The 19,654-nt window shown below is 69.8% G+C and carries 20 protein-coding genes; 12 read left to right on the top strand and 8 right to left on the bottom strand.

Annotation, left to right across the window (positions count from 1 at the left end; all coding sequences use genetic code 11):
* Positions 1 to 61: 61 nt before the first annotated feature.
* Entirely contained in the window at positions 62 to 1,237 is a 1,176-nt protein-coding gene (locus AB0N89_RS06910; RefSeq protein WP_364200989.1) for an ROK family transcriptional regulator, read from the top strand.
* Here AB0N89_RS06910 and AB0N89_RS06905 read toward each other — a convergent pair.
* The 3 genes from AB0N89_RS06905 to AB0N89_RS06895 all read right to left on the bottom strand — a co-directional run bounded on the left by AB0N89_RS06905 (position 1,194) and on the right by AB0N89_RS06895 (position 2,855).
* Positions 1,194 to 1,655 (bottom strand): hypothetical protein, encoded by a 462-nt coding sequence (locus tag AB0N89_RS06905; RefSeq protein ID WP_364200987.1) that lies wholly within the window; start codon positions 1,653 to 1,655, stop codon positions 1,194 to 1,196. The two genes, AB0N89_RS06910 and AB0N89_RS06905, sit on opposite strands and share 44 nt — an antisense overlap.
* A gap of 115 nt (positions 1,656 to 1,770) precedes the next feature.
* A complete protein-coding gene (locus tag AB0N89_RS06900) occupies positions 1,771 to 2,202 on the bottom strand; it encodes a hypothetical protein (RefSeq protein WP_364200985.1) in 432 nt (143 codons plus the stop codon).
* Positions 2,203 to 2,375: 173 nt separating this feature from the next.
* A complete protein-coding gene (locus AB0N89_RS06895; RefSeq protein ID WP_364201184.1) occupies positions 2,376 to 2,855 on the bottom strand; it encodes an Lrp/AsnC family transcriptional regulator in 480 nt (159 codons plus the stop codon).
* 135 nt (positions 2,856 to 2,990) lie between these two features.
* On the opposite strand from AB0N89_RS06895, the gene pdhA reads away from it, so the two are divergent.
* From pdhA to AB0N89_RS06865, 6 genes are all read left to right on the top strand, one after another.
* A complete protein-coding gene (gene pdhA, locus AB0N89_RS06890; protein WP_364200983.1) occupies positions 2,991 to 4,088 on the top strand; it encodes a pyruvate dehydrogenase (acetyl-transferring) E1 component subunit alpha in 1,098 nt (365 codons plus the stop codon).
* Positions 4,088 to 5,086: an alpha-ketoacid dehydrogenase subunit beta gene (locus AB0N89_RS06885; RefSeq protein ID WP_364200981.1), complete on the top strand. Its 999-nt coding sequence runs from the start codon at positions 4,088 to 4,090 to the stop codon at positions 5,084 to 5,086. The genes pdhA and AB0N89_RS06885 overlap by 1 nt, the downstream gene beginning before the upstream one ends.
* On the top strand, positions 5,079 to 6,275 hold the full coding sequence (locus AB0N89_RS06880; protein ID WP_364200979.1) for a dihydrolipoamide acetyltransferase family protein: 1,197 nt from the start codon (positions 5,079 to 5,081) through the stop codon (positions 6,273 to 6,275). The genes AB0N89_RS06885 and AB0N89_RS06880 overlap by 8 nt, the downstream gene beginning before the upstream one ends.
* Positions 6,276 to 6,356: 81 nt before the next feature.
* Positions 6,357 to 7,745 (top strand): MFS transporter, encoded by a 1,389-nt coding sequence (locus AB0N89_RS06875; RefSeq protein ID WP_364200977.1) that lies wholly within the window; start codon positions 6,357 to 6,359, stop codon positions 7,743 to 7,745.
* Positions 7,645 to 7,926 (top strand): VOC family protein, encoded by a 282-nt coding sequence (locus AB0N89_RS06870; protein ID WP_364200976.1) that lies wholly within the window; start codon positions 7,645 to 7,647, stop codon positions 7,924 to 7,926. The genes AB0N89_RS06875 and AB0N89_RS06870 overlap by 101 nt, the downstream gene beginning before the upstream one ends.
* A gap of 102 nt (positions 7,927 to 8,028) precedes the next feature.
* Positions 8,029 to 8,811, top strand: coding sequence for a PE-PPE domain-containing protein (locus AB0N89_RS06865; RefSeq protein WP_364200974.1), 783 nt, complete (start codon positions 8,029 to 8,031; stop codon positions 8,809 to 8,811).
* A 96-nt stretch (positions 8,812 to 8,907) separates the two neighbouring features.
* On the opposite strand, the gene fusA is transcribed toward AB0N89_RS06865, so the two are convergent.
* Positions 8,908 to 10,959, bottom strand: a complete 2,052-nt coding sequence (gene fusA, locus AB0N89_RS06860; protein ID WP_364200972.1) for an elongation factor G — start codon at positions 10,957 to 10,959, stop codon at positions 8,908 to 8,910.
* Between the two features lie 342 nt (positions 10,960 to 11,301).
* Complete coding sequence (locus tag AB0N89_RS06855) at positions 11,302 to 12,441, bottom strand: serine hydrolase domain-containing protein (RefSeq protein ID WP_364200970.1); 1,140 nt, start codon at positions 12,439 to 12,441, stop codon at positions 11,302 to 11,304.
* Positions 12,442 to 12,654: 213 nt separating this feature from the next.
* Between AB0N89_RS06855 and AB0N89_RS06850 the strand changes: the two genes are divergently transcribed.
* Entirely contained in the window at positions 12,655 to 13,149 is a 495-nt protein-coding gene (locus tag AB0N89_RS06850) for a hypothetical protein (RefSeq protein ID WP_364200968.1), read from the top strand.
* Here AB0N89_RS06850 and AB0N89_RS06845 read toward each other — a convergent pair.
* Entirely contained in the window at positions 13,146 to 13,508 is a 363-nt protein-coding gene (locus tag AB0N89_RS06845; protein ID WP_364200967.1) for a hypothetical protein, read from the bottom strand. The genes AB0N89_RS06850 and AB0N89_RS06845 overlap by 4 nt on opposite strands.
* Positions 13,509 to 13,579: 71 nt before the next feature.
* Here AB0N89_RS06845 and AB0N89_RS06840 point away from each other — a divergent pair, with 71 nt between their 5' ends.
* From AB0N89_RS06840 to AB0N89_RS06825, 4 genes are all read left to right on the top strand, one after another.
* On the top strand, positions 13,580 to 13,975 hold the full coding sequence (locus AB0N89_RS06840) for a GntR family transcriptional regulator (protein ID WP_364200965.1): 396 nt from the start codon (positions 13,580 to 13,582) through the stop codon (positions 13,973 to 13,975).
* Positions 13,972 to 15,000 (top strand): DUF5808 domain-containing protein, encoded by a 1,029-nt coding sequence (locus AB0N89_RS06835; RefSeq protein WP_364200963.1) that lies wholly within the window; start codon positions 13,972 to 13,974, stop codon positions 14,998 to 15,000. The genes AB0N89_RS06840 and AB0N89_RS06835 overlap by 4 nt, the downstream gene beginning before the upstream one ends.
* 27 nt (positions 15,001 to 15,027) lie before the next feature.
* A complete protein-coding gene (locus AB0N89_RS06830) occupies positions 15,028 to 15,309 on the top strand; it encodes a PASTA domain-containing protein (RefSeq protein ID WP_364200961.1) in 282 nt (93 codons plus the stop codon).
* A gap of 62 nt (positions 15,310 to 15,371) precedes the next feature.
* Positions 15,372 to 15,722 carry a DUF5997 family protein gene (locus tag AB0N89_RS06825; protein WP_364201182.1) on the top strand — a complete coding sequence of 117 codons (351 nt, stop codon included), beginning with the start codon at positions 15,372 to 15,374 and terminating at the stop codon, positions 15,720 to 15,722.
* Here AB0N89_RS06825 and AB0N89_RS06820 read toward each other — a convergent pair.
* Both AB0N89_RS06820 and AB0N89_RS06815 read right to left on the bottom strand, forming a co-directional pair.
* Positions 15,719 to 16,468 carry a LysR family transcriptional regulator substrate-binding protein gene (locus AB0N89_RS06820; RefSeq protein WP_364200959.1) on the bottom strand — a complete coding sequence of 250 codons (750 nt, stop codon included), beginning with the start codon at positions 16,466 to 16,468 and terminating at the stop codon, positions 15,719 to 15,721. The genes AB0N89_RS06825 and AB0N89_RS06820 overlap by 4 nt on opposite strands.
* A gap of 462 nt (positions 16,469 to 16,930) precedes the next feature.
* On the bottom strand, positions 16,931 to 19,654 hold the full coding sequence (locus AB0N89_RS06815) for an AbfB domain-containing protein (RefSeq protein WP_364200957.1): 2,724 nt from the start codon (positions 19,652 to 19,654) through the stop codon (positions 16,931 to 16,933).

Here is a 19,654-nt window from a genome sequence, read left to right as displayed (position 1 = left end):
TCGACGCGTCCGGCGGCGGGTCAAGCCTTTCGTTCAGGCATCGAACGAATACAATCGCGCGATGATCGGCACGCGCCCGGCGGGACAGCACACCGTGCGGCAGCACAACGCCGCCCTCGTCCTGCGCGCGATCTCGGACGGCCCCGGCACTTCACGAGCAGGTCTCGCCGCCGCCACCGGCCTGACGAAGGCCACCGTGTCGAGCGTGGTCGACCGTTTGATCGCGGCGGATCTCGTGGCCGAAGGCGAACCGGAACAGCGTGCCGGCCCCGGACGGCGCGGCACCGTCGTCTCCCTCTCCCCCACCGGCCCGCACGGGCTCGGCATCGAGATCGGCGTCGACTACCTGGCGTCCTGCCTCGTCGACCTGACCGGCGCCGTCCGAGCCGAAGAGGTCCGGTACGCGGACAACCGGACCCCGCGCGTCTTCCAGCGCGTGTCGGCGTTCCTTCGCCGGGCGCGGAAGCAGGCGGAGGATCTGGGCGTACCCGTCGGCGGCGTCGGCATCGCGGTTCCGGGCCTGGTCGAATCCGGCGTCGTGCGACTCGCCCCCAATCTCGGCTGGCGCGACGTCGACCTCGCGGACCGGCTCGGTGAGACCTTCACGGTCGCCAACGAAGCCAACTTCGCCGCGCTCGCCGAGCTCTGGCACGGCTCGGCGCTGCCGGATTTCGTCCACGTGTCCGGGGAGATCGGGATCGGCGCGGGGATCGTGCTGGACCGCGCGCTGTTCGAAGGCGTCCGGGGTGCGGGCGGCGAGATCGGCCATCTGCCGGTGGCGCCCGACGGCCCGCCGTGTTCCTGCGGCGCGAACGGCTGCCTGGAGCGGATGGCAGGCCAGGAGGAGATCCTGCGACTGGCCGGCGTCGAGACCGTGGACGCCCTGATCTCCGCGCTGGAATCCGGCGACGACGCGGCCCTTTCGGCGGTCACCGTCGCCGCCGGGCATCTCGGCGTCGGACTGTCCACTGTGGTCAATCTGATGGACGTGCCTGCCGTGGTGTTAGGCGGAACCTACGCCCGGCTCGAACCGTGGCTGCGTGGCCCGTTGCTCGCCGAACTCGAGCGCCGCGTGCTCAGCACGGCCTGGTCGCCGGTGCGCGTCATCCGCTCGGCGCTCGGCACGGGGGCGGCCGTACGCGGCGCCGCCGGATCGGTGATCCGCGGCGTCCTCGCTGATCCCGAGCACCATCTCACGACTCACTGGCCATCCGATCAGGACTCTCGGGATCGGTGACGTCCGGCAGCAAGGGCGCGATCGCCTGCGCGCGCTGTTCGATGTCGGGACGCTGGACCCGCCGCGCGTAGTCGATGAGCGCTTCCCGGTCGTCGAGCGGCAGCCAGCCCTGCTCGCTCCCGGTCTCCAGCCGCACGAGGTGCTGCACCAGCTCCACCGATTCGGCGCCGAAGTCCCGCATGCGGCGCGTCAGCACCTCCGCCGCGGCGAGGTAGCCGTTGTTCCACGCGTGGACCGCCAGCAGGTGCGCCGTCGCGGCGAGGATGTCGCCGAGGTGGAACCCGCCCTCCGCGGCGAGGTGCCCGGCGAGCCGGAAACTACGTCTGCCTTCACCGACCGGCCCCTCCTCGCGAATCGCTTCGAGCAGTGCCCCGATCTGCCGTGTCAGGTAGTCCTGACCCGCGCCCTCCACCGTCACCGCATTCCTCCACCCAGTCGCCGCGATCGTAGGAAGGTGTCAATGGCGAGTAGATCAGATACATCGAATGCCGAACCGTTACCACCCGAATGGAGTGTTCGGCGATGCCTCTCGGTCAACAGGGTGCCACGGCTCCGGTCTCCCCTGCGGGGCACCAACCCGGATGCGCGCGCAGCCAGTTGTCGCGTTCCTTCAAGACGTCGCGCTGGGTCAGCCCTCGCGCGGCGTTGACGCAGCCGCCGGTCTGGCATCTGGTGTTCGTCCCCGGCTCGTAGCACTGGTTCTCGTCCTCGCGGCAGGCCGCCTCGCGCTGCCCGGCCTTCGTCTTGGTGGAGTTCTTGGTCTTGGTGGGTGCCGTGGTCTTGGTCGGCGTCGCGATGGTCGAGGTGGTGACGACCGTCGTGGTCACTTCCGTGCCCGACGGGCTCGGCGTAGTGGACTCCACGCTCGTCGTGACCGCCGGGAGCGTCCGTGGTCCGGCCGCCGCACAGGCCGCTGCGCCGAAGAAGAGCATGGCGGCCGACATCAGGAGCAGGACACGCGCCACGATTCCTCCGCCTCCGCCATCACGACCCGCCTGTATTCGGCGAGAGGGCGGAGAGCGTTACAGAGTCCGGGGCCGCTCGCCGGGATGCCTCCAGCGCCACGTTCGGGACACTGAACGTCTCGGACGTGGCGCTCGGGGCATGCCGACCGGGACCGAACGGGGGCCAAGCGCGTTCAGAGGCGAGTGCCGCCGCCCTGCTGCTCCTCGAAGATCAGCCAGGTCCGGGTCGACCGCACTCCGTCCAGCGCCTGCAGGCGTTCCAGGACGACGTCCCGCAGCGACGCGTTGTCCGGCGTCCGCACCAGCAGCAGGATGTCGAAATCGCCGCCGACGAGCGACACGTGTTCGACGAACGGGATCTCCCGCAGTTCGGCCGACATCGTGCGCCACGACGTCTGCTCGACGGTGATCAGGATGTACGCGCTCGTCCCCAGTCCGGCCCGACGCGGATCGATCCGGGCGTGGAAGCCGGTGATGACGCCTTCGGACATCAGCCTGTCGAGCCTCGCGTAGGCGTTGGTGCGCGAAATGTGCAGCCGTTCCGCCAGCGCGCGGATCGCCAGCCTGCCGTCGGCGGCCAGTTCGGCGAGGATCGCGCGGTCGATGTCGTCGAGGGCAAGGACCGTTCGTCCCGGATCCGCCCCGTGAGCCACGCCACTGTTGGACGTCTGGCTCGACTGAACCGATCCCACGGACAGTTTGTCGCTCATTTCGCCTGCCTCTTGAACACCAGGACTTCGGAAACCACCATCTCAGCATCATATGTCTGTGAAAGGTGGTGCTGCGTCATGTCGCGGGAGACCCCTGCCGCCGCGTTGCTGCCGTCCGGAGTCCCGGTGCGGTTCCTCGCCGAGGACGGCACGCGCGTCGACGAGCACGGCGGCTACGCCGAGCCGCCGTCCGATCGGCTCGTCGAGGCCTACCGGCTGATGGTCCTCGGCCGCCGGTTCGACGCGCAAGCGACCGCGCTGACCAAACAGGGTCGTCTCGCGGTCTACCCGTCGAGCGCCGGCCAGGAAGCCTGCCAGGTCGCGAGTGCGCTGGCGCTCACCGAAGCCGACTGGCTCTTCCCCACCTACCGCGATTCGGTCGCCTTGGTCGCCCGCGGGCTCGAACCGGGCGAGATCCTGACGCTGCTTCGCGGTGACGCGCACTGTGGCTACGACCCCGCCGAGACCCGTGTCGCGCCGCAGTGCACCCCGCTGGCCACCCAGACCCTCCACGCCGCCGGGCTCGCGCACGCGATGCAGCGCCGCGGCGAAGACGCCGTCGCGTTCGCGCTCATCGGGGACGGCGCGACCAGCGAGGGCGACTTCCACGAGGCGCTCAACTTCGCGGCCGTGTTCAAGGCACCCGTGGTGTTCTTCGTGCAGAACAACGGGTTCGCGATCTCGGTGCCGTTCGAGAAGCAGAGCGCCGCACCCGCACTGGCCTACAAGGGCGTCGGCTACGGCGTCCGCTCCGAGCAGGTCGACGGCAACGACGCCGTCGCGGTCCTGTCGGTGCTGGACGACGCCGTCGCGCACGCGCGTGCCGGTCGCGGACCGGTCCTGGTCGAGGCGCACACCTACCGCATCGACGCGCACACCAACGCCGACGACGCGACCCGCTACCGCGACCAGGCCGAGGTCGAGAAGTGGCGCGCGGCCGACCCGGTCCGCCGCCTCGAAACCTATCTGACCGGCCGGAACCTGGTGTCCGACAACGATATCGAGCGGTTCCGCGCCGAGGCGGAGACGTTCGCGGCCGGGGTGCGCGACACCTTGAACGCCGACGTGGAGCCGGATCCGATGTCGCTGTTCGAGCACGTGTACGCCGTTCCGACCCGCCAGCTGGCCACTCAGCGCGCGCTGGTGGCGGCCGAACTGGAAGCCGTGGAGGGCTGATGACCGAGATCTCGATGGCCCAGGCGCTCAACGCCGCCTTGCGTGACGCGGTCAAGGACGACGACCGTGTGCTGATCTTCGGCGAGGACGTCGGCCCGCTCGGCGGCGTGTTCCGGGTGACCGACGGCATCACCGCCGACTTCGGCGAGGAGCGCTGTTTCGACACGCCGCTCGCGGAGTCCGGCATCGTCGGCTTCGCGGTCGGAATGGCGATGGGCGGATTCCGCCCGGTCGTCGAAATGCAGTTCGACGCCTTCGCCTACCCCGCTTTCGAGCAGATCACCTCGCACGTCGCGAAGCTGCGGAACCGCACACGCGGCGCGCTGTCGCTGCCGATGGTCATCCGGATCCCCTACGCGGGCGGGATCGGCGGCGTCGAGCACCACTGCGACTCGAGCGAGGCCTACTACACCCACACGCCCGGCCTGCGCGTCGTCACGCCGGGCACGCCCCAGGACGCCTACGACCTGCTGCGCGACTCGATCGACTCGCCGGATCCGGTGATCTTCCTCGAACCCAAGTGCCGCTACTGGTCGAAGGAAACCGTCTCCTTCACCCGAGACGGCGCGGCGATGGACCGCGCGGTCGTGCGCCGCGAGGGCAAGGACGTCACGCTGATCGCGTACGGCCCGATGGTCGCCACCGCGCTGGAAACCGCGGAAGCCGCGAAGGCCGAGGGCTGGGACGTCGAGGTCGTCGATCTCCGGTCCCTGAGCCCGTTCGACGATGAGACCGTCACCGCCTCGGTGCGCCGCACCGGGCGCGCGGTCGTCGTCCACGAGGCGGCCGGCTTCGGCGGCTACGGCGCCGAAGTGGTCGCCCGTGTGACCGAGCAGTGCTTCCACCAGCTGCACGCACCCGTCCTGCGCGTCACCGGGCTCGACATCCCTTATCCGCCACCGAAGCTGGAGCGCCATCAGCTTCCGGACGTCGACCGGATCCTGGACACCGTCGCCCGGCTGCAGTGGAACGACGAACCGGTGGTGGCCGGTGCCTGACTTCCTGCTCCCGGACCTCGGCGAGGGCCTGACCGAAGGCACCATCGTCACCTGGCTCGTCGCGGAAGGCGACACCGTGGGCGTCGACCAGCCCGTCGTCGAGGTCGAGACCGCGAAGGCCGCGGTCGAGGTGCCGGTGCCGTTCGCCGGCGTCGTCACCCGTCTTCACGGCGAACCCGGTCAGTCGCTGCCGGTCGGCGCTCCCCTGCTCACGATCGGCCCGGGGTTCGCCGAACCCGGCGTGACGACAGCGAGCGAAGGCAGCGGCAACGTCCTCATCGGCTACGGCACGACCACCACGACGCGGCGACGCCGGACGCGCACCGTCGTCACCACCGCTCCGGAGAAACGGCCGAAAGCACCGGGCGTGATCTCGCCGTTCGTCCGGAAGATGGCCTCGGACAACAAGATCGACCTGACGAAGCTGACCGGCAGCGGACCGGGCGGCGTCATCCGCCGGGCCGACGTCGAAGCGGCGCTCACCGTCCCCGAGCAGCGCGACGGCGAGACGCGGATCCCGCTTACGGGAGTCCGGAAGGCGGTCGCCGACAAGCTCACGACCTCGCGGCGCCAGATCCCCGAGGCGACGGTCTGGGTCGACGTCGACGCGACCGAACTCGTCACCGCGCGCAAGGCGCTGAACGCGTCGGCGCCGGATCGCCCGGTGAGCCTTCTCGGCCTCGTCGCCCGGTTCGCCGTCGCGGGCCTGCGGAAGTACCCGGAGCTGAACTCACGGGTCGATGGCGACGAAATCGTCCTGCTGCGGGACATCAACCTCGGCTTCGCGGCCCAGACCGACCGCGGCCTCGTCGTCCCGGTAGTCCGCGACGCGGGTTCACTGTCCACAAGGGACCTTTCGGCGGCGATCGGAGAGCGGACCGCGCAGGCCAGGGAGGGCAAGCTCGGCCCGGCGGGGCTCACCGGCGGGACGTTCACGGTGAACAACTACGGCGTGTTCGGGGTGGACGGCTCCGCCGCGATCATCAATCACCCGGAGGCGGCGATCCTCGGCATCGGCCGGATCATCGACCGCGCCTGGGTGGTCGACGGCGCGCTGGTGGCGCGGAAGGTCTGCGAGCTCACGCTGGCGTTCGACCACCGGGTGTGCGACGGCGGGACCGCCGGCGGCTTCCTGCGGTTCGTCGCGGACTGCGTCGAGTCGCCGGTCACCGCGCTCGGGGATCTCTGAGCGGGTCGCACAACCCCCGGTTGTGACCCGCCAACGACCCGTTGTTCGACTTGGGCGCCCCGGCTTGCTTTGATCTCGCGGGTGGGTGGGAGATCGCTGGGGCGACGGTTCGGCTGGCTTTGGGCGGCATACGCGGCGAGCGCGTTCGGCACGAGGTTCGCGTTCGACGCGTTCAGCCTGATCGCCATCGTGGCTCTGGGCGCGGGCACCACCGAGGTCTCGCTGCTGGCGTCCGCCGGTCTCGTCGTGGGCGCGGCGGTCGCGCTGCCGCTCGGCCCTTGGGTCGAGTTCCGCCGCAAGCGACCGGTGATGATCGCGATGGACCTGGTCCGCTTCGGGGCTCTGCTGACCGTCCCGATGGCGTACGCGCTGGGACTGCTCGGCTTCTGGCAGCTGCTCGCGGTGTCGGTCGTCGTCTCGGCGGCCGACATCACGTTCCTGGCCGCGAGCGGGGCCTTCCTGAAAACGCTGCTGCCGCGGGAGGACCTGCTCGTCGCGAACGCCCGTTTCGAGTCGACGACCTGGACCGCGACGGTGCTGGGCCCGCCGCTCGGCGGGTTCGCCGTCGGCCTGTTCGGACCGGTGATCACGATCGCCGCCGACGCCGTCAGCTACCTGCTCTCGGCGGCCGGGATCCGCGCGGTCGGCGGCGCGGAGCCACCGCCCGCGAGGCCGGACGGCCCTCGACTGACCGGCCGCGACCTGCGGGAAGGCTGGCGGTTCATCCTCACCCATCCGGTGTTGCGGCCGCTGTTCGCCAACACGATCGTGGTCAACGGCCTGATCATGGCGACAGCGCCGCTGATGGCCGTGCTGATGCTCGGACAGCTCGGCTTCGCCCCATGGGAGTACGCGGTGGCTTTCGCCGTGCCTTGTCTCGGAGGCCTGATCGGATCGAGGATCTCCCGGAACGTCGTCGCCCGGTACGGCCGGGACCGGGTCCTCTTCGTCACCGGGTGGCTGCGCGTCTGCTGGCCCGTCGGGCTGGTCTTCATCCAGCCCGGTATTCCGGGGCTGGTCCTGGTCATCGTCGTCGAGTTCGCCCTGATCACCTGCATCGGCGTGTTCAACCCGGTGCTCGCCACCAGCAGGCTAGAACAGGTGCCGCTGGATCGCGCGGCGCGCACGCTGTCGGCCTGGTCGATCGCCGGGAAGCTCACCACCGCGGCCCTGACCGCGCTGTGGGGCCTGCTCGCCGCGTTCACCGGCCCGCGCGCCGCCGTCGGCATCGCCGGGGTGCTCATGCTCGCGACACCGCTCCTGCTCCCCCGAAAGCGTCGGACCCCTGTGCCAGGATCGGCGCATGTCGATCAAGAGAGTGGTCACCGACCTCGAAACCCGGACGCTGGAGCAGACGAAAGCCTTCTACGTGCGGGTTCTGGGGTTCACGGTGGTGATGGACCACGGCTGGATCGTGACCCTGGCGGATCCGGACCGGCCGGAGGTCCAGCTGAGCCTCATGACCCATGACGAAACCGCGCCGGTCGTGCCGGTCGCCTCGATCGAGGTCGACGACGTCGACGCGGCGTACGCGGCGGCCAAAGCCGCCGGAGCGGAGATCGTGCACGAACTGACAGACGAGGAGTGGGGCGTCCGGCGGTTCTTCGTCCGTGATCCCAGCGGCCACGTGGTCAACGTGCTCTCCCACTGACGCCGTTCGGCCCAGTTCGTTGGGCCTGACGGCGGGTTTCATCAAAATTTCATCACGCATCCCTAACGTTCGAACACGCACCGTAGTCGAGCGGAAGGGATGATGACTGTGAAGAAGTTCAGGGGGGTCCTGGCGGCGGCCGCACTGGCCACCGGGCTGGCCGGCGCCGTCGCGCCGTCGGCCCAGGCCGAGACGGCCGACCAGGCGCATTACTACATCCTCATCGGCGGCACCTGCGACGGAGCCGCGACCGTCTACAACGACGCCTGGTTGCGAGGCGGGATCAAGAAGGTGGTCCACTACCCGGCAGGGGCCGCCGGAGCACCCAACTGCGACCAGACACCGATGGACCAGAGCGTCGCGCGCGGCCACGAAGAAGCCCGCCGTGTCGTCCAAAGCTCCTTCGACGAGAACCCCGGCGCGGAGTTCACCGTCGTCGGGTACTCCCAGGGCGCGCTGGTCGCGAACAAGGTGCTGAACGACATCGCCGACGGGAAGCTGGCCGTCGACAAGTCCCGGTTCAGCGCGAAGATCTTCGCCGACCCGATGCAGCCCGTGGGGCCGCCCGGACGCGGGATCAGCGCGGTGCTCCCGGCGGGCACCGGGGCGCCGTCACCGTTCGGCGGCTACGTCTCGTTCGGGCCCGGCCGCACCGATTTCGGCGGTATCCCGTTCATCCGCTACTGCATCGAGACCGACGGCGTCTGCCACTTCGACACCCTCGAAGCGCCTGGCGGGTACTTCGCCCAGCACCTTTGCTACCAGTGGGCCCGTCCCACCGATCACCGCTCGATCATGGAGGACACGATCGCGGACGGCGTGTACACCAACGGTTCGCACGCCCTGCCGCGGCAGAACTGCCGCCCGCCGCATCCCGTTCCGTGACCGGGTGAGGACCGCTGTCACCCCGGCGCCCGATCGCCGGATGACACGGAGGAGCGCCGGCCCGCCCACGGGTTCCGTGAGCGGGCCGGCGTCCGTCTACCGGACCGGCTGCCCCGCCGGCGCCGGGGCGTGACCGGTCGGCCGGGCGGTGAACGTGCCGCGGCCCTGGGTCCGGCTGCGCAGCCGCGTCGCGTAGCCGAACAGTTCGGCCAGCGGCACGGTCGCGGTGACCACCGTCGTTCCCGCGCGCACCACCGATCCCAGCACCCGGCCGCGCCGCGCGGCGAGGTCGCCGAGCGCCACGCCGACGGCGCTTTCGGGCACGGTGACGGTCACTTCGGCGATCGGCTCCAGCAGCGTCATCGCTCCGGCCACCAAAGCCGCCCGGAGCGCGAATCGCCCGGCCGCCCGGAACGCCAGCTCCGACGAGTCCTTCGAGTGGGTCCCCCCGTCGGTCAACGTGACCCGCACACCGGTGACCGGATGCCCGCCGAGAGGGCCTTCGGCCAGCGCGTCACGGCAACCCGCCTCGACAGCGCGGACGTATTCCCGCGGCACGCGGCCACCGACCACAGTGGACTCGAACTCGAACTCCCCTTCCGCCAGCGGTTCCGTGTCGATCACGACCTGCCCGAACTGCCCGGCGCCGCCATCCTGCTTGACATGCCGGTACACGAAACCGGACACGCCGCGGGCGACCGTCTCGCGGTAGGCGACCCGAGGCCGCCCGACGCCGACGTCCAGCCCGTGGTCGCGCCGGATCTTCTCCACCGCCACCTCCAGGTGCAGCTCGCCCATCCCCGACAGCAGGGTCTGACCGGTCTCGCGATCGGTCCTGATGACCAGCGACGGATCCTCCTCGACCAGTCTCGCCAGAGCGGCCATCAGCCGTTCCGTGTCGGTTCCCGTCCGCGCCTCGACGGCGACCGACACGACCGGATCGGCCACGACCGGCGGTTCGAGCAGCAGCGGTTCCGACGGCGTGCACAGCGTCGCGCCCGCCCGGGCCGACTTCAGCCCGACCACCGCGACGATGTCGCCCGCGACGGCGCTGTCCACCCTGGTGTGCCGGTCTGCCTGGACCCGCAGGATACGGCCGACGCGCTCGCCACGACCGGAGCCCACGTCCATCACCGCCTCCGAAGTCCGGATCGTGCCCGAATACACCCGCAGGTAGGTCAACCGCCCGGTGGCCGTCGAGGTCACCTTGAACACCAAGGCAGCGAACGGCGCCGACGGATCGGCGGGACGTTCGTGGACCGTGCCGTCATACTCGCCCCGGACCGGCGGAACGTCCGACGGCGCGGGCAGATACGCCACCACGGCTTCCAGCAACGGCTCCACACCGCGGTTGCGGTACGCCGAGCCGCACAGCACCACGACGCCGTCGCCCGTGCGGGTGAGCTCGCGCAGCGCCGAGACCAGTGTCTCCGCCGAAACCGCCGACGACTCGCAGAACTCCTCCAGCGCGGCCGGGTGGACTTCCGCCACGGCCTCGTCGAGCAGTCGGCGACGCCGGTTCGCTTCGTCCACAAGGCACTCCGGAACCGGGCCTTCCTCGGCAGCCTCGGCCCCGTCCGCCCAGACGAGTGACCGCATCCGGACCAAGTCGACGACGCCGACGAAGCCGTCCTCGGCCCCGATCGGCAGCTGGACCACCAACGGACGCGGGTGCAGCCGGTCCCGGATGGACGCCACGGCCGCGTCCAGGTCGGCGCCCGCGCGGTCGAGCTTGTTGACGAACGCGATCCGCGGCACGCCGTGCCGGTCGGCCTGGCGCCACACCGATTCGCTCTGCGGTTCGACCCCGGCGACGCCGTCGAACACCGCGATCGCGCCGTCGAGGACCCGGAGCGACCGCTCGACCTCGTCGGAGAAGTCGACGTGGCCGGGCGTGTCGATCAGGTTGACGAGATGGCCGTCCCACGAACAGCTGACGGCGGCGGCGAAGATGGTGATGCCACGGTCTCGCTCCTGGGAATCGAAGTCGGTCACGGTCGTGCCGTCGTGGACCTCACCCCGTTTGTAGGTGGTTCCGGTGACGTACAGGATCCGTTCGGTGAGGGTGGTCTTTCCGGCGTCGACATGGGCGAGGATGCCCAGGTTGCGGACGGCGGACAGGGGGACGCGGTGCGGGTCGGTGCGCATGGCGCGGGCCTTTCGAGGTGTACTCCGGAAACTCCGACGGCGCGATTCCGGCGAACGCGGGCAGGCGCCCTCACCGTTGCGGCGCAACGGAAAGGACGCGAGAAAGCAGGCGTTCGTCAGGCGGGCCGGTGCGTGCCGCGCGGCAGGCACCGGGAGCGCGGAGACACCAGGATCACCTCGTAGCGGGCGGAGGGGACGACGACGGCGTGGTGATGACGCACGGTCCTGTCCTTCCTCGCCGGGATGATCCGTGGCCAGCGTAGCGGCTCCGAAGTGGACCGGAAACCGGTTTTCGACGGAGCCGGTGAGTGCCCGGGCCGTGACCCGGCCCGGGCACTTTCCTCACTTGCAGAAGGCAGTGTCCACAGTGGCCATGACGGCCTTCGAGGCCTTCGCCCCGTCGCCGAACGTCCCCGGCACCGCGGTCACCGCGAGCCCGACGCTACGGCCGTCTTCCGTTGCCCCACCGCGGGTTTCGAAGCCGGGAATGTCCCCGCCGTGCCCCCAGTAGACCCCGCCGCAGCTGAGCGGGTTGCTCATCAGGCCGAGGCCGTACTTCGCCCCCGGGAACACGGACGCGTCGACCGTCTTGCGCATCTCGGCCAGCTGCGCGGCGGGCAGCAGCTTCCCGTCGAGCAGCACCCGGATGACCTTGCCGAGGTCGCTCGGCGTCGAGATCAGCTGGCCGGCGGCACCACCCCAGGACGGATCCAGCTCGGTCGCGTCGACCACGGTGCGGGTGGTGGCGTTGCCGGTGGCGTAACCCTGCGGGTGCCGCCCCCGGATGGTCTGGTCGCCGACCAGCGGCCAGTAGGTGTTCTTCAGCCCGGCCTTCTTGATCACGCGTTCGGTGATCTGCTCGTGGAGCGGACGTCCGGTCACCTTCTCGATCACCATGCCCGCCAGCAGGTAGCCGGTGTTGCTGTACTCCCACTTGGTGCCGGGTGCGAACCTCGCCGGGTGGCTCAGGGCCGCGGCGAGCAGTTCGTGGTTCGGGATGTACCGGTGCTGAACCTGCTGCTCGAAGTTCTCCATGCCGATGTAGTCGGCGTAATCCGGCAGTCCGCTCGTGTGCTGCAGCAGCTGCCGGACGGTGATCCTGGTGCCGTCGATGCCCTCGCCGCGCACGATCCCGGGAAGGTACTTCTCGATCGGTGCGTCCAGCTCGACCTTGCCTTCGGCCACGAGCTGCAAGACGACGACCGCGGTGAACGTCTTGGTGTTGCTGCCCGCGCGGACCGTGCCGTCCCGGGGGACGGGGACCTGGCGATCGATACGCGAGGACCCCGCGACCAGCGACGTCGTGCGCCCCCGGTCGGTCACGAAGGCCAGCGCGGCTGGGAACTTCTCTTGACGCACCAACGAGTCGAGGCTTTTCTGCAGCTCCTGGCCCTTCGCCGGGGCCGCGTCCGCCGTCGTGGTCCACGCGGCGCCCACCAGCCCCGCCACCGTGAGGACCACGACCCCCTTGCGTACTGTCATTCGCACTCCTTGCTCGCTCGGATCGACATCGACAACCCTGGTCGGATCGGCCACGAAGGTCAGGAGTGCACGCCGCCGAATCGCGGGTAGCGCCAGCGCTACCCCGGGAAATATTTTCGGGCCATAATTCGTCCCACCATTGTCCGCACAGGACATGGCTCGCTAAAGTCAGTTAGATAAGTGGACTAGACCACCCGAGGCCGGGAGGCGACGATGCCCCTCGACGAACAGCAGACCTGGGCACTACTGCGAGAACTGGACGAACCCGGTCACTGGGAAGTGCCGCACGACTTCGACGGACCGGCCGCGCGGGCACGTTTCGAACGGCTGGCCGCGGGACTGGAACGGCGGTTCGCCTGCTCGTGCGAAGTCGACCGTCATGTCCAGGACGCCAGCCACCTCGGCAGGATCGTGATCCCGGCGAGCGCGACCTCCGCACAGGACCAGGTGACCGTCACGGTCAGCAATTTCGGCGGCCTCGTCGCGGTGACGCTGGGCAATCCCGGCAGCTACGACGAAGACGAGGAACGCGACCTCTTCCCGGCACGGGATCGAAGACGGGTGGAGGACGAGCTGGAAACGCTCGGCTACCTGCCCGTCTCCGAACACCCGCTGTGGACGAAGTACACCGGGATCAGCGGATTCGACGCCCTCTACCCGCCGGACCGGCCACCGTCGTGGTGGGACCGGTTCTTCGACTACCTCTAGGCGTTGCTCGGCACGAGCGCGCCGGCGAGTTCCGCCGCGTTCCCCACACTGACGAGCACCTCGTCGAAGGGGAGCCCGGCGGCCTGACGATCGATCGCGATCCGCAGCCCCGGAACTCCTCTGCGGACCGACACCAGCTGACGGACGCCGGTGCCCAGCCCCCAGTAACCCACCTTCAGCACTCCGCTGACCAGCACTCCGGCCCGTCCCCCGCGCGCCCGCCCCACCGGCTCGTCGACGAGTTCGACGGCCTTGATCGCCGCCTGCGGCACGACCGCTTCGTCACGCCACACCGCCAGCCTCTCCCAGGCCGAGAACCTCACTCGCACGCCGCCATCGGCGATGTCGATCGTCGCCATCCTGACCACCTTCCCCTGATCGCTAGCTGATCTAGTTGTTATAGCAAGTGTATAGCAGATATCCTTGCTGGGTGTTGCTGACTCTCGACCTCGACAGCGAGGTTCCGATCTACCAGCAGATCCGCGACCGGATCGTCGAAGCCGTCGCCGACGGCACGCTGGCCGAAGGCACCGCCCTGCCCTCCACCCGGCAGCTCGGCGCCGATCTCGGGATCAACTTCCACACCGTCAACAAGGCCTACGACCTGCTGCGGACACAGGGATTCATCCGGATCAACCGCAAGACCGGCGCCGTCGTCCGGCGGGACGCGTCGTCCGGACCGGCGGAGGACGGCTACGCGGACGAGTGGCAGGAACGGCTCCGCACCCTGCTCGCGGAAGCCGTCGCGCTCGGCCTGGGCCCGCGCGAGGTGACGAACCGCTGCGAGACCGTGCTGGACTCCTTCGCGGTGAGCACACGGCGATGATCGGGCCGGTTTGGCTGCACCTGGCCCTGATCGCGTTCATCGCGGCCGCGTTCGGCTCTGGACCCGCACTGGCCCGGCCGACGCTCCCCTTCGGCGTCCGGATCCCCGCCGGACGCGTCGGCGAACCCGCCATCGCGCTCGCACGCCGTCGCTACAACCGGGGTGTCACGGCGGGCGCGGTCGCGGCCTGTGCCGTCGTCCTCTCCGGCTGGACGGCACGCATCGACCTCGTCATCGTCGGTCTCGGTGTGCTTTACGCGGTGCTCGGCAGCCTGGCGCATCGAACTGTCGCCGCCGCGAAACGCGACGGCGATTGGTATGCCGGAACACGGCAGGCGGTCGCCACCGACACCTCGCTGCGGTCGGATCCCGTTCGTCCACAGTGGATTCTTCTGACGCCGTCGGTGTTGCTCGCCACCGTCACCGCAGTCATCGGCCTGGCGAACGACACGGCGAGCTTCTCGACGGTGTTCGCGCAGGTTCTGGTCGTCGTCCTGGTCTCGCTCCTGACCTTCGCGATCTCCCGTGCCCGCCCCGAGATCGACGCAGCGCGGCCGTCGCGGTCGGCTTCGCGGTACCGGGAGTACCTGCACGGCGTGCTCAGCCTGCTGCTCGTCTCGGCCGGATGCGTCAACGCGACGCTGCTCGTCGTTTCGCTCCAGCTGTGGGAGGTGATCGAAACGACGGTGCCGGTCACGATCGTGGCCTACCTGCCCCTTCTCGCCGCCTCCATCGCCTGGCTCGGCTTCTCGCTCAAGTCCGGTGACGCCGGGCACCGCCTGTCTCCCGCCGACGGCGAACCCGAAACCCGGTACGAACAGCGGGACGACGACCGCCACTGGTACGCGGCCGGGATGGTCTACCTGAACCGGGACGATCCGGCGCTGCTGGTGCACCGGCGGGTCGGGACCTACTGGACGCTCAACCTCGGGCATCCGGTGTCCTGGCTGGTTCTCGCCGCCGTTGCCGTCGTCGGGGTGCTCGCCGGATTCGGCTTCGTGGCCCTCCCGAGCAAGGGCGGCTGACGGTATCCCGGCCGTGGGTGAGGGTTCATGGCCGTGGTGCCGGACTTCGTGGGGAAGCAAGCGCTCGATGCCTGGTTGTCCGGGCACGACGCGGGCTTCCTGCTGCAAGGCCCGGATCCCGACAGCCCGTACCCCCTTTTGAACGGCGTGGTCGTCGCGCAGCTGCCGGCGCCGGGGACGCGCCTGCCGCGATGGAGCGTGGTGATCGTCTGGGTCGCCGGAGGCGGGGACCCCGCCGGCGATCGCGAACCACGGCGTCCGCTGCCGGACCACCTCGAAGACCAGGGCGAGCCCGGTCACCGGGTGTGATCAGCGGTGCCCGGGCCGCTCGTTACCCTGGTGCAATGACGTCGCAGAAAACCCCTCAAACGATGAAGCCCGCGACAGCGGCGAAGAAGCTGGGTGTGTACCTCGAAGCCACCCCGGCGGAGTTCCAGGAGGGTGTCGTCTCCCGCGACGAGCTGAACGCGCTGCAGGCCGAGCCGCCCGAGTGGCTGCGCGAGCTGCGCCGCAACGGGCCGCACCCGCGTCCGGTGATCGCGGCGAAGCTGGGCATCTCCATCAGCGGCCTGGCGCGGGGCGGGATCACCGACGCCCTCACCACCGAGCAGATCGACGCGGTCAAGACCGAGAACCCCGATTGGCTGAAGCGGGAGCGCGAGACCCAGGCCGAGGTCCGCAAGGAAGAGGCGCGGGTGAAGGCCTCCCGTAGCGAGAGCTAGCCGCGGCGGCGTTTCCCGCCTTTGGGAGCGCCACGCTTCCCGGGCGGCGGCTTCCGGCCGTCTGCCTGGGGGCGCTTGCTCTTAGCCGGAGGCTTCTTCTCCGGTGCCTTCTTTTCGGGCTTTTCCTGGGACTCCTGCCGTCCCCGCGTGCTGTTGACGGTCCGGCCCCGGACGATCCCGATGAACTGTTCCATCAGGTCGGTGGTCTCGTCGTCCGGCCAGGACAGCGCGACGCCGGACTCCGGCGTGCCGGCGATCGGACGGTAGGTCAGATCACGCCGGTGATGCAGCCGCGCGAGGGACTGCGGGACCACCAGGAGCCCGATCCCGGCGGCGACCAGCTCGATGGCGTCCGCCGTGGTGGCGGGGCGCTCCAGCGCGGGTTTCCCGGGCGGGCGGGCCCAGTCCAGCGTGTCGTCGAGCGGATGCAGCACCACGTCGTCGGCGATGTCGTCGACCGAGACCTCGTCCGCGGCGGCGACCAGATGGTCCTTGGGGACGACGACCACGGTCGTCTCGGTGTAGAGCGGGATCGCGTGCAGGCCTTCGCGGTCGATCGGGAGACGCAGCAGGACGGCGTCCACCTCGCGGTCCCGGACGAGCCCCGGGGCGTCGGCGGCGGTCGTCTGGACGAGGTCGAGCGGGATGCCGGGCGACCGCTCGGCCCAGATCCGGGCCCACTTCGAGGGCGTCACGCCGGGGACGTACGCGAGCTTGAAGGAGGCGGGGGTGTCCGGGCCGATCATGGGGGCAAGGTTACCGGGCGTGATCTGGGTGTTCGCGGCGGTCGTGAGTGGCGATTCGGGTTCTAACCCTCGTTGCCACTCACGACCTCCGTGTGGCCGGGTGCTTCGGTACTTTCGCGTGACCACCTGGACGGCACACGTGATCAGACGGACGACACACGTGACTGGACGGACGACACTCGGCCACGGCCGAGTCCGCTGCGTGTCGTCCCGCCGGTCACGCGTGTCGTCCGTCTGATCACACGTGTCGTCCCGCCGGTCACGCGAAACCGCCCGACCGTAGGTGTCTAAGACACGGTTGGTCCTAGCCCGACTCTTCACTCACGACCGCACAGGCCCGGCGTGCTCCGGTGGGTCGGCGGTTCGGTACCGCCTGCCTCGTACGTGCTCAGGGCAAGTCCGTGAAGGCCTCCTTGCCTACCCTGAAGGTAGTGAAGGAGGCCTTCACGGACTCGACACCCGCTACGGGGCCCAGGCCGCGGAGACCGCCCAGGTGACGTCCTGGTCGTACGAAGCCGGGTTGTCGAACGCGTGGCCACCGCCGCTGGCGGCGACGAAGACCTCCTCGGCGTAGTGCCGCATGTTCGTGCCCAGTTCGTTCACCGACGCGAGCCGCACTCCACCGGCCGCCGGCTGGGCGCAGAACGTCGCGTCCCTCCGGAACAGGTCGGTGTTCTCGTTCGCGGCCAGGCGCACCCGGAAGTCCGCGTGCCGCAGGAACTGGCCCGGATAGTTGCGTGCCTCCAGCGAGTAGCACGACGGATCGGCGAGACCGCGCCGCACGACGAACGTCGCGTCCGCCTTGAGCAACGCCGCGCTCGACGCGTTCACCACGTCCGTCCGGGCGAGACCGTCACGGTGCCGCAGGAAGCGATCGGTGAAGCCGGGCGTGGTCACCTTGAACGAACGCGTCTGGTCCAGCGGCAGGTCGGCGCCGCTGCGCCAGAGCGGGACCGAAGCCGCCCAGGTCGTGTCCTCCGCGAAGCTCGACGGCGTGTCCCACGGGTTCGGCCCGCCGCTGCGCGCGAGATAGACGGTCTCCGCGTAGTGGCGGATGTAGGCACCGCGCTGGTTGAACGACTCCAGCGCCGTACCGCCCGCCCCTTCCCGAGCGCAGAAGGTCGCGTCCCCGGCGAACAGGGCCGAGCCGTCATTCGCGTCCTTGCGGATCCTCGACGACGCGTGCCGCAGGTACTGCCCGGGGTAGTTCCGCGATTCGAACGACAGACACGACGCGTCGGCCAGCCCATTCCGGACCCAGAACGTCGCGTCCTTCTTGGCGACGTCCGCGCTGCCTTCGCCGAGGACGTCGGTGCGCACGAAGTCGTCCTGGTGCCGCAGGTAGCGATCCGTGTACCCGGCCGTGGTGACCCGCAGCGAGATCGGCTCGCCCCGGCCCACCTCGGTGCCCTTGGCGATGGCGAGCACCTTCTGGTTGATCTCGCGCACGCGCGCCTCGGTCATCTTCAGCACGCGCCGGTCGTAGGTGTAGAAGCCGTTGACCTCGTTCTCCACGTCGTACGGCTCGGTGTAGACGGACGCGGAGAGCCCCCGGCCCTGCACCATCCGCCCGACCTGTTTGGTGATCTCCACGTACCGGTTCGTCAGCGACGTCTCGTCCGGGTACAACGCGCCGTACGCGAAACCCTTGCCGGGTTCCCATTCGTGCCCGGTGACGCGTCTGCCGAGGCCGCCGTACTCCCCCAGCACCGCGACCCGTCTCGCGTCGGGTTGCCTGGTGCCGGTGGAGATCTGATAGGCGTGGTCGTCGATCACGTCGCCGTTGCCCGGATCCGGATCGGACACGCAGCAGTTGGATCCCGAGTTGTGGTTGATCAGCCGCGTGTCGTCGATCGAGCGGACCAGATCGACGATCCGGCCGGCGTCGTACTCACCCCAGCCCTCGTTGAACGGCACCCATTGCACGATCGAGGTGATGCCCTTGTGCTGGTCGATCATCCGCCGCAGTTCGGATTCGTAGTTCGCGTGCCCGTTCGGGACCTCGTCGACGGCGTCGAGCGCGGGCATGTCCTGCCAGACCATCAACCCGAGCTTGTCGGCGTGGTAGAACCATCGCGCCGGTTCGACCTTGATGTGCTTGCGGACCATATTGAAGCCCAAGGCCTTCTGGCGTTCGAGGTCGAACCGCAGCGCCTCGTCGGTCGGCGCGGTGTAGATGCCGTCCGGCCAGTATCCCTGGTCCAGTGTGCCGAGCTGGAAGACGAACTTGCCGTTGAGCAGCGGCCGCATCACCCCGCCGACCATCGCCTTGCCCAGCGAACGCATCCCGAAGTACCCGGTGACGACGTCGCCACCCGGCAGGCGCACCCGCAGGTCGTAGAGGAACGGGTCGTCCGGTGACCAGAGCCGCGCGTTCGGCACCGGGACCCGCAGATGAGCTCCGACGGCACCGGTGGCGGTGCCGACCACCTGCCCGCCGGACAGCACTTCGGCGGTCGCCTGCTGTCCGGCCGTGCCCTGCACGACGAGGTCGAGCGCGCCGCCCGGGACGTCGGGTGTGGTGTCGAGCCTGGTGATGTGCTCGGCCCGGACCGGTTCCAGCCACACGGTCTGCCAGATCCCCGACGCCGCCGTGTAGAAGATCCCGCTGGGCGTCTTGCGCTGCTTCCCGACCGGGTACCGGCTACCGTCCACAGGGGACGCGACGCCGACGACGATCTCGTTCTCCCCCGCCTTCAGTGCCTGGGTGATGTCGAACGAGAAGGCGTCGAAACCGCCGGTGTGGCTCCCGATCGACGTCCCGTTGACCCAGACCCGGGTCTCCCAGGTGACGGCGCCGAAGTTCAGTTTCACCCGGCGGCCGTCCCAAGTGGACGGAACGGTGAACGTCCGGCGGTAGAACATGTTGTCCTCGTGCCGTTTGATGCCCGAAAGCATCGACTCGACCGGGTAGGGCACGAGGACGTTCTCGCTCAACGGCCTGCCGATCGGCGGCGAGTTCAGGTTCGGCGCGCCGGCGAACCCCCAGGTCCCGTTGAGATTGAGCCATTCCGAACGCACCAGTTGCGGGCGCGGGTACTCGGGCAGCGCGTTCGACGGCGAGACCTGGTCCGTCCACGGGGTGGGCAGCGGGACCGGCGCGGCTTGGGCGACGGGGACGAGTGTCGTCGCGGCGGCGAGCAGGCCGGCCACGACGCTCAGGGCGCGTGCGGTTCTTCGGTGCAT

It is taken from the genome of Amycolatopsis sp. NPDC089917 (assembly GCF_040684635.1).
Classification (GTDB): domain Bacteria; phylum Actinomycetota; class Actinomycetes; order Mycobacteriales; family Pseudonocardiaceae; genus Amycolatopsis.
This window is presented reverse-complemented; position numbering and strand designations above follow the sequence as displayed.

Coding starts and splice junctions, on each gene's coding strand:
- pdhA (WP_364200983.1), top strand. CDS start 2,991: ATGTCGCGGGAGACCCCTGCCGCCGCGTTGCTGCCGTCCGGAGTCCCG.
- AB0N89_RS06835 (WP_364200963.1), top strand. CDS start 13,972: ATGATCGGGCCGGTTTGGCTGCACCTGGCCCTGATCGCGTTCATCGCG.
- AB0N89_RS06815 (WP_364200957.1), bottom strand. CDS start 19,654: ATGCACCGAAGAACCGCACGCGCCCTGAGCGTCGTGGCCGGCCTGCTC.
- fusA (WP_364200972.1), bottom strand. CDS start 10,959: ATGCGCACCGACCCGCACCGCGTCCCCCTGTCCGCCGTCCGCAACCTG.
- AB0N89_RS06885 (WP_364200981.1), top strand. CDS start 4,088: ATGACCGAGATCTCGATGGCCCAGGCGCTCAACGCCGCCTTGCGTGAC.
- AB0N89_RS06825 (WP_364201182.1), top strand. CDS start 15,372: ATGAAGCCCGCGACAGCGGCGAAGAAGCTGGGTGTGTACCTCGAAGCC.
- AB0N89_RS06845 (WP_364200967.1), bottom strand. CDS start 13,508: ATGGCGACGATCGACATCGCCGATGGCGGCGTGCGAGTGAGGTTCTCG.
- AB0N89_RS06855 (WP_364200970.1), bottom strand. CDS start 12,441: ATGACAGTACGCAAGGGGGTCGTGGTCCTCACGGTGGCGGGGCTGGTG.
- AB0N89_RS06830 (WP_364200961.1), top strand. CDS start 15,028: ATGGCCGTGGTGCCGGACTTCGTGGGGAAGCAAGCGCTCGATGCCTGG.
- AB0N89_RS06910 (WP_364200989.1), top strand. CDS start 62: ATGATCGGCACGCGCCCGGCGGGACAGCACACCGTGCGGCAGCACAAC.
- AB0N89_RS06820 (WP_364200959.1), bottom strand. CDS start 16,468: ATGATCGGCCCGGACACCCCCGCCTCCTTCAAGCTCGCGTACGTCCCC.
- AB0N89_RS06850 (WP_364200968.1), top strand. CDS start 12,655: ATGCCCCTCGACGAACAGCAGACCTGGGCACTACTGCGAGAACTGGAC.
- AB0N89_RS06865 (WP_364200974.1), top strand. CDS start 8,029: ATGACTGTGAAGAAGTTCAGGGGGGTCCTGGCGGCGGCCGCACTGGCC.